Origin of the sequence: Rheinheimera sp., assembly GCF_036568245.1 — a bacterium.
In the GTDB taxonomy this organism is placed as follows: domain Bacteria; phylum Pseudomonadota; class Gammaproteobacteria; order Enterobacterales; family Alteromonadaceae; genus Alishewanella.
On sequence record NZ_DATCSY010000032.1, the window covers coordinates 1 to 7,788 of the forward strand.

At 53.0% G+C, this 7,788-nt stretch carries 9 protein-coding genes; all 9 read left to right on the forward strand.

Annotated features, from left to right (window positions below):
- Positions 1-604: flagellar hook-basal body complex protein (locus VIN66_RS01450; protein ID WP_331922335.1), on the forward strand; the 604-nt coding region annotated here is incomplete at its 5' end.
- Positions 605-615: 11 nt separating this feature from the next.
- The gene (locus VIN66_RS01455; protein WP_331922336.1) at positions 616-1,350 is read left to right on the forward strand and encodes a flagellar basal body rod protein FlgF; all 735 of its coding nucleotides are present in this window, start codon (positions 616-618) and stop codon (positions 1,348-1,350) included.
- Positions 1,351-1,363: 13 nt separating this feature from the next.
- Complete coding sequence (flgG, locus tag VIN66_RS01460) at positions 1,364-2,149, forward strand: flagellar basal-body rod protein FlgG (RefSeq protein ID WP_331922337.1); 786 nt, start codon at positions 1,364-1,366, stop codon at positions 2,147-2,149.
- Positions 2,150-2,152: 3 nt separating this feature from the next.
- Positions 2,153-2,812: a flagellar basal body L-ring protein FlgH gene (flgH, locus tag VIN66_RS01465; RefSeq protein ID WP_331922338.1), complete on the forward strand. Its 660-nt coding sequence runs from the start codon at positions 2,153-2,155 to the stop codon at positions 2,810-2,812.
- A 10-nt stretch (positions 2,813-2,822) separates the two neighbouring features.
- Positions 2,823-3,917, forward strand: a complete 1,095-nt coding sequence (locus tag VIN66_RS01470) for a flagellar basal body P-ring protein FlgI (RefSeq protein ID WP_331922339.1) — start codon at positions 2,823-2,825, stop codon at positions 3,915-3,917.
- Complete coding sequence (locus VIN66_RS01475) at positions 3,918-4,388, forward strand: rod-binding protein (RefSeq protein ID WP_331922340.1); 471 nt, start codon at positions 3,918-3,920, stop codon at positions 4,386-4,388.
- Positions 4,385-5,719 carry a flagellar hook-associated protein FlgK gene (gene flgK / locus VIN66_RS01480; protein WP_331922341.1) on the forward strand — a complete coding sequence of 445 codons (1,335 nt, stop codon included), beginning with the start codon at positions 4,385-4,387 and terminating at the stop codon, positions 5,717-5,719. Before VIN66_RS01475 ends, flgK begins: the two co-directional genes overlap by 4 nt.
- A gap of 10 nt (positions 5,720-5,729) precedes the next feature.
- Positions 5,730-6,626 carry a flagellar hook-associated protein FlgL gene (gene flgL / locus VIN66_RS01485; protein WP_331922342.1) on the forward strand — a complete coding sequence of 299 codons (897 nt, stop codon included), beginning with the start codon at positions 5,730-5,732 and terminating at the stop codon, positions 6,624-6,626.
- Between the two features lie 39 nt (positions 6,627-6,665).
- Positions 6,666-7,691 carry a hypothetical protein gene (locus tag VIN66_RS01490; protein WP_331922343.1) on the forward strand — a complete coding sequence of 342 codons (1,026 nt, stop codon included), beginning with the start codon at positions 6,666-6,668 and terminating at the stop codon, positions 7,689-7,691.
- The last annotated feature ends 97 nt before the right edge of the window (positions 7,692-7,788 follow it).

Sequence of the window (7,788 nt, forward strand, 5' to 3'; positions counted from 1 at the left end):
TGTTCATACCGGGCCTAATACCTGGGAAACCCGCTATTTTGTTGACGGCGCCGATTTAGCGACGCCGTCGACGCTGACATTTGATGCCAATGGCCAGTTACTGACACCGGCAACACCGTCGACGGTAGCGCTAAGCTACACCCCGACCACCGGCGCCGCCGTGATGAACTTTGGTGTCAACCTGACCAACAGCACCCAGTTTGGCAGCGGTTTTAATATTTATAAGAACGACGCTGACGGTTTCACCGCCGGTGAGTTTGCCGGTGTTGCTATTGCTGAAACCGGTGAAGTGTTTGCCACCTTTACCAATGGCGAAACCAAGCTGCAGGGCCAGGTGGTGCTGGCTAACTTTGCCAATGTAAATGGCCTGGAAACCGGTAATAAAACCGTATGGTACGCCACCAATGAATCGGGCGCTGCGCTGTATGGCACACCGGATGCCGGTAGCTTCGGTGCGCTGCTGTCCGGGGCTTATGTTGGTTCTAACGTTGATATCAGCGAGCAGCTGGTTGATTTGATGGCGTTCCAGCAAAACTATCAGGCCAACGCCAAAACCATCAGCAGCGCTGATGAAATGATGCAAATTCTGTTTAGCGCCACCTAAGGTACCGCATTATGGAACGCTTAATTTATACCGCTGTTTCGGGCGCTGAGCTGAACCAGACGGCGCTGCGCGTCAGCGCTAACAATCTGGCCAACGTCAATACGCCCGGCTTTAAAGCCGACATTGAACAGGCGCAGGCGATGATGGTGGCTGGCGATGGTTTTCGCAGCCGTTATCAGGCACAGCTACTGCCGGTATTCACCAGCCTGAGCAATGGCCCGGTACAACAAACTGGCCGTGATCTGGACGTGGTATTAAGCGATGGCGGCTTTCTGGCTGTTACTGATGCCGAGGGCAACGAAGCCTACACCCGTGCCGGTAATCTGCAGGTTGAAGCCGATGGCCGGCTGACATTAAACGGTTACACCGTACAAGGTGAGCAGGGCGATATTGTGCTGCCGGAATTTGGCGCCATCGACATTGGCGCCGACGGCACTATTAACTTGCTGCCGGTGGGCGGTGGTGTTATCGAGCAGGAAGGCCGGCTGAAACTGGTCAGTGCCGGTGATAACACTCTGGTGAAAGGGCTGGACGGTTTACTCAGGCCACAACAGCAGGACGAACTGGCAGCCGATCTGGCTATTACGCTGCGTACCGGTGCACTGGAAGGCTCTAATGTTAACGCGGTGGAAGAAATGGTCAGCACCATGAACATCAGCCGTCAGTTTGAAATGAATATCCGCATGATGAAAACCGCCGATGAGCTTGCCGTGTCAGGTAACAAACTAATAAGCGGCAACAGCTAACAGGAGCAGTGCAATGAATTCAGCTTTATGGGTAAGTAAAACCGGTTTGGCGGCGCAGGACATGCGCATGACCACGATTTCTAACAACCTGGCGAACGTCAGTACCGCTGGCTTTAAAAAAGACCGGGTGGTGTTTGAAGATTTGTTTTACCAGATCCAGCGTCAGCCGGGTGGTCAGGCGGATGAGCTGAACCAGGTACCATCTGGTATTCAGGTCGGTACCGGTGTGCGGATAAACGGCACGCAAAAAATCTTTACCGAAGGCAACTATGAAACCAGCAACAACCCGCTGGATGTTGCGATTACCGGCCAGGGCTTTTTCCAGATGGAAAGCCCTGACGGTGAAATTCTGTATAGCCGCAGTGGTCAGTTTCAGCCCAATGCTGAATCATTGATGGTAAACGCCAACGGTTTGCCACTGCTGCAAAATATCGCCATCCCGGAAAATGCCACCAAGATCACCATCGGCAGTGACGGCACTGTCACTGCTGTGCTGGCCAATGAAATTGAGCCGGTAGAGCTGGGCCAGATTTTAACGGTGAACTTTGTTAACCCGGCAGGTTTGGAAGCGCTGGGCGGTAACTTGTTCCGTGCTACTGCGGCCTCTGGCGAGCCGATTGAAGGTGTGCCGGGTGAAGAGGCATTTGGTGCGTTACAGCAGGGTGTGATTGAAGGCTCTAACGTCAGCGTGGTTGACGAAATGGTCAGCATGATTGCGGTGCAACGCGCCTATGAAATGAACGCCAAAGTGGTGTCTGCGGCAGATGAAATGCTGCGCTTTATTAACCAGAGCCTGTAACTGATGAAAACCTTATCCGTGTTGTTATTCATCTGTGTGCTGGCAGGCTGTGCCAGCCCGTCTGAACCTGTGCATCAGGCTGACTGGGAGCAGGTGGTAGCAGCGCGCAGTGACGAAGCACAGCCTGGCCTGACTGAGGGCAGTCTGTACAGTGACCGCTATATGTTTACGCTGTATGAAGACAAACGTGCCTATCGTGTGGGTGACATTCTGACAGTCGAGCTGAACGAGCGCACCCAGTCGAGTAAAAGCGCCGATGCCAGTGTTGACAAAAATACCGGCATCAATGTCGGTGTGCCGCTGGTGGGTAACCTGAATACATCAGAGCTGGCGATGGAGCTGAATTCACGCTCACGCTTTGACGGCGAAAGTACCGCCAGCCAGCAAAATTTCCTGCGGGGCTCTATTACCGTGCGTGTTACCGATGTGCTGCCAAATGGCGCTTTGGCTATCCGCGGTGAAAAATGGATCAAGCTGAATCAGGGCGACGAATATATCCGCTTACAGGGCCTGGTGCGGCCGGAAGATATTGATGTTACCAACCGGGTGTCGTCACAGCGTATTGCTGATGCGCGTATCAGTTACTCCGGCAAAGGCGAAATGGCCCGAGCCAGCCAGGCCGGCTGGTTTACCCGTTTATTTAACATACTTAACCCGTTTTAACTGAGGTGTTATGAAAACGCTTATTGCCGGTTTGCTATCAAGCTTGCTGATATTGCCAGCCGCAGCGAGGCCGCTGCTGGAGCTTGTGGATATTCAGGGCGTACGTGATAACCAGCTGGTTGGTTATGGTCTGGTGGTGGGCTTGCCCGGCTCGGGCGATAAAACGCAGATTAAATTTGCCGCCCAGTCACTGAACAATATGCTGAAGCAGTTTGGTGTGCAGCTGGATGAAAGTAACCTGCCTAAATCAAAAAACGTCGCCGCGGTTGCGGTTACCGCTACATTGCCGGCCAATGCCAGCCCCGGGCAAACGCTGGACGTCACAATTATGTCACTCGGTGACGCCAAAAGCCTGCATGGTGGCAGCCTGATGCTGACGCCGCTGCGCGGTGTTGACGGTAAAGTCTATGCGCTGGCACAAGGCAACCTGGTAGTCGGTGGTTTAAATGCAACCGGTCAGAGCGGTTCATCGGTCACGGTTAACGTGCCGACAGCCGGCATTATTCCGTCGGGCGCCATTGTCGAGCGTTCTGTCGCCCAGCTGTATCAGCCGGACAGTGATATTACACTGAATTTACGCCAGCCGGATTATCAGACCGCCCGCAATGTGGTGACGGCGATTAATGAGGTGTTTGGCCCGGATGTGGCGCGCGCTGAACACAAAGGCAAGCTGAAAGTCAGCGCACCGGCAGATGCTAACAGCCGCATTACCTTTATGTCGATGTTGCAGGATATTGATGTACAGGAAGGACGGCAGCGGCCACGCGTGGTGTTTAACAGCCGCACCGGTACTGTGGTGATGAACGACGTGGTCAGGGTAAAACGCGCTGCGGTCAGCCATGGTAGTTTAACGATCACTATCAGTGAACAACAGGGCGTCAGCCAGCCTGGCCCTTTTAGCAACGGTACGACCATGCCGGTACAGAACAGCGCCGTCAATGTGGAAGAACGTGCCGCCAATATGATGCTGTGGCCGGAAGGCAGTTCGCTGGATGAAATTGTTAAAGCCATAAACGCGCTGGGGGCAACGCCGGCGGAACTGATGTCTATTCTGATTGCACTGGATAACGCCGGTGCACTGGATGCTGAACTGCTGGTGATCTGAATGAATATAACCCCGTTATCCGCGTCTTCTGTATCTGGTCTGGCGATAGACCCGCGCGCTGTCGCCGGCATTGATGCCAGTCAGGATGCTGCCAGCCGCTTAAATCAGGCCGCAGAACAATTCGAAGCGATCTTTTTGCAACTGGTACTGAAAAATATGCATGCCGGTACCGATACCATCGCTGGTGAGCATGGCATGTTTGCCAGCAATGAAGCGCAGACCTTCCGTGATATGCACGACGCCCAGCTGGCGCAGTCACTGGCGTCGAACCAGCAGCTCGGGTTGTCTGAAGCCATAGTAAAACAGCTTGGTACCAGCCTTTCGCAAAGCGAAAATAAATTTAAGCAACTCGCTGATGCTGTCGCTATGCCTGATAAGGGGGCGTTGACTCTGGTGACGCCGCAATACAGCAACAATGCGTTCAGCCAGCCATTATGGCAGGCAGACCCAAGTGGGAATTCCGGTTTATGAGCATGCTTTTAAACGGCGTATCAGGCCTTAATGCGGCTAACAGTGCGTTGGGTGCTGTCAGCCAGAACGTCGCTAATGCGGCGGTAAAGGGCTACAGCCGGCAAACTGTTTATCTGGAAACCGCAGCCGGTGGTTTAAACGGCGTTAAAGTGACTAAGGTCGACCGTATCGTCAACAGCTTTCTGAATGACGACATCTGGCGCACCAGCGCTGATACCGGTTATTACGAAGGTTTTCAGAGTTATATCGGTTATCTGGAACAAATTCTGGGCACCGAATCGCTGAACCTGAATGATGCCGTGGCCGGTATCCGTGCGTCATTCAACGCCGCTATGTCTGCCCCCGATTCTGCCGCTTACCGCCAGCAGGCGCTGTCTTCTGCGCAGTCGCTGGTGCAGGATATTGCCCAGATCAACGGCGCTTTGTCTGATCAGCAAGCCAAGCTCGGCAAAGAGCTTAGCGATCTGGCAGATAACAGCAGTTCTTTGCTGCAGCAAATTGCCGAGATGAACAGCAAAATCAGTAAAGCGATGGCACTTGGCCAGCCAGTGGCTGAACTGTCTGATGCACGTGAGAATCTGGTGACAGAATTATCCGGCTACCTCGGCGTCGACATTACCGATGTCGGTGATGGCAACCTGAATATCAGCAGTAAAAATGGTGCCCCCTTGGTGGTTGGCAGCAAAGCGGCTGCTGTCAGTGTGACCGGCACCAGTGTTGATGTCAGTTTTAACAGCCAGAATTTCGCGCTGAACGAATTTGTTGGTGGCCGCATTGGCGGTTTGCTGAACGTCGATGCGACGGTACTGCAGCCGAGTAAATTACAGCTGGAAACCATCGTCAGTAATGTCGCTGATTCGGTCAATACGGCGTTATCAGAAGGCTTTGACCTAAACGGTTTACCCGGCCAGCCTCTGTTTAACTACAACCCGTTGGATGTACTGGGCACCTTTGGTGTGAATACTGCACTTGGCCCGGATGACCTGGCCTTCACCGGCCGGGTGGATGATGGTTTTGGCAACTGGATCCCTTCCGGCGGCCGTGGCGACAACGGCAATATCGCCAATCTGGTGTCGGCATTAAACGGCTCTATGACCGGCTATGACACCCTAATAGGTGACCTGGCGATTCAGAGTAAACAGGTGCAGAGCAGCGTTAAAACGGCTCAGCTGTTAAAAGACAACGCCTTAGCTGCTCGCGACAGCGTCAGCGGCGTCAATCTGGACGAAGAGGCAGCAAACCTGATGTTCTATCAGCAGTTATATGATGCCAACGCCAGAGTGATCAGCACGGCCGATCAACTGTTTAAAACCCTGATTAACATTTTCTGAGGTCGCTGATATGCGTGTAAGCAGTAATCAATATCACCTGACGACGATCCGTAATATTCAGCAGTCAACGGCCGAGTACAGTAAGTTATCTACACAACTGGCGACCAATCAGCGCATTCAGAAGCCCTCAGACGACCCGCTGGGCTCGGTAATGTTACTGACGCTGAACAGTGAACTGACCAAGCTCGATCAATACAAAAGCAATATGAATGCGGTGCATTTTAATCTGGGGCAGCAGGAAACCCAGCTTAGCAGTATCGTCAATACCTTGTTTTCAATACAGGAAATTGTCACCACTGCAGCTGATGGCTCAGTTGCTCAGACTGAACTGGAAGCTTACCGCCAGGAGCTATCAGTATTGTTTCCGGCGATTGTTGATTTATTAAATGCTAAAGATGGCAACGACAACTATTATTTCTCTGGCAGTTTAACCGATGTTAAACCCTTTGAACGCGATGGCGCCGGGGTTTACCAGTATCTGGGGGATGACCGGGTACGCGATGTTGCCGTGTCAGATAACTCCAGTGTGCCAGCCAATATCACCGGCGATAAACTTGACCCCGGCGTCACGTTTTTAAATGAAATGCAAACCTATCTGGATCTGATGGCTACCGCGCCGGCTGCCGGTGTTGGCAATGAATCGCGTAACCTGCTGGGGCATATCAGTAATTTTATGGCCAGTGTCAGCGGAGAAATCACCCGTATTGGTGGTACCTTAGCGTCGCTGGATGAAATGGCGCTGGGTAATGATGACATAGCGCTGTTTACCGAAAATTTGCGTGACGATATTAAAGAAGTGGACTACCCGGAAGCCTATGTGCAGATGAATCAGGCAATGGCATCGTATGAATCATCACTGAAGGTGTATTCCAGCGTGTCACAGCTGACTTTGTTTTCGTATGTCTGATGCTGATGTCTGAGCGTATTTGCCGGTAAGGGGACGACAATGCAGTTGTCAAATGCGGTTGAAAAAGTAAGCAACAGTGCACTGAGCCCGCTCAGCGCGGCTGATAAAGCCGCTGTGGTAAAAGCGGTACAGCAGGACGATAGCGGGCAAAAGGTGCCACAGTCACGTCAGTCCAGGCAAATTCAGGTATTAAGTAAATGGGCACTGGCTGCAGATGTGTCTAAACAACTGAGTCAGATTGACCAGACCGAGCGCAGTATCCGCCTGGCCTATCAGGAGCTGGATAACCTGCGCCGACAGCTGAATTCATCCGCGGCAGCCCGGTTGTCGACCGATCAGCAACAGCAAGCGCAACAAAGATTACAGCAGCTGGAACAAAAACTGGCGCGCGGCGATTCTGGCCTGAATGCCCAACTGATGCCGGCAGCTTCCGCCCCGGCGCAGGTAACCGCCCGCTTAACGAACAGCATTGATCTGTTGTCTGAACGACGCCAGAGCGAGCAGGTAAATATTCTGCTTGGCCGCAGTGGCGGTGCGGTCAGTATCAGCCTGCCTGCCGGGCAAAGTGCCAGTGAAAACCTGCAAAGTGTGCAGCAAGCCTTTGCACCGCAGCAAATCAGTGTCAGCGCAGATAATCAGCAGCAGCTGTATTTTTCAGCAGAAGCCCGTAATGCCCGTAAGTTGCAGGAGCCCTGGTTGATCACCGGTCAGGGAGTGCGTGTCGCGGCAGGTAATCCGGTCAGTGTGGCGTTGCAAGCCCCTGACAGTGCGCTGACACAACTGAGCAAGGCCGCCGGTAAAACAGATAACGTGCAGGCGTATCAGCAACAGATCCATTTAGTACAGCAGCAGCTAAAAGATGCACTGGGCAAAGTGCAGGCGCAGCGTGCCGCGTTGCAAGCCCAGTTAGCGGCGATATCGCAGCAGCAAAGTGATGCAACAGAGCTAAATGCGTTAAGCCAGCAGCTTCGGCTTAACATGCAAAGCGGCAATAAAAGTGCGGTATCGGTAGTGATGTCACAGGCTAATATCACCCGTAGTCTGGTTGAATTTGGTTTGGGATAAGTCTGCGTGTCTGATTCGTGTTTTTCCGATAACCTCACTGTCATCAGCCAGCGCTGGCCGGCGCTAACATCCGTAATACTGCAGGCAGCAGACGAGC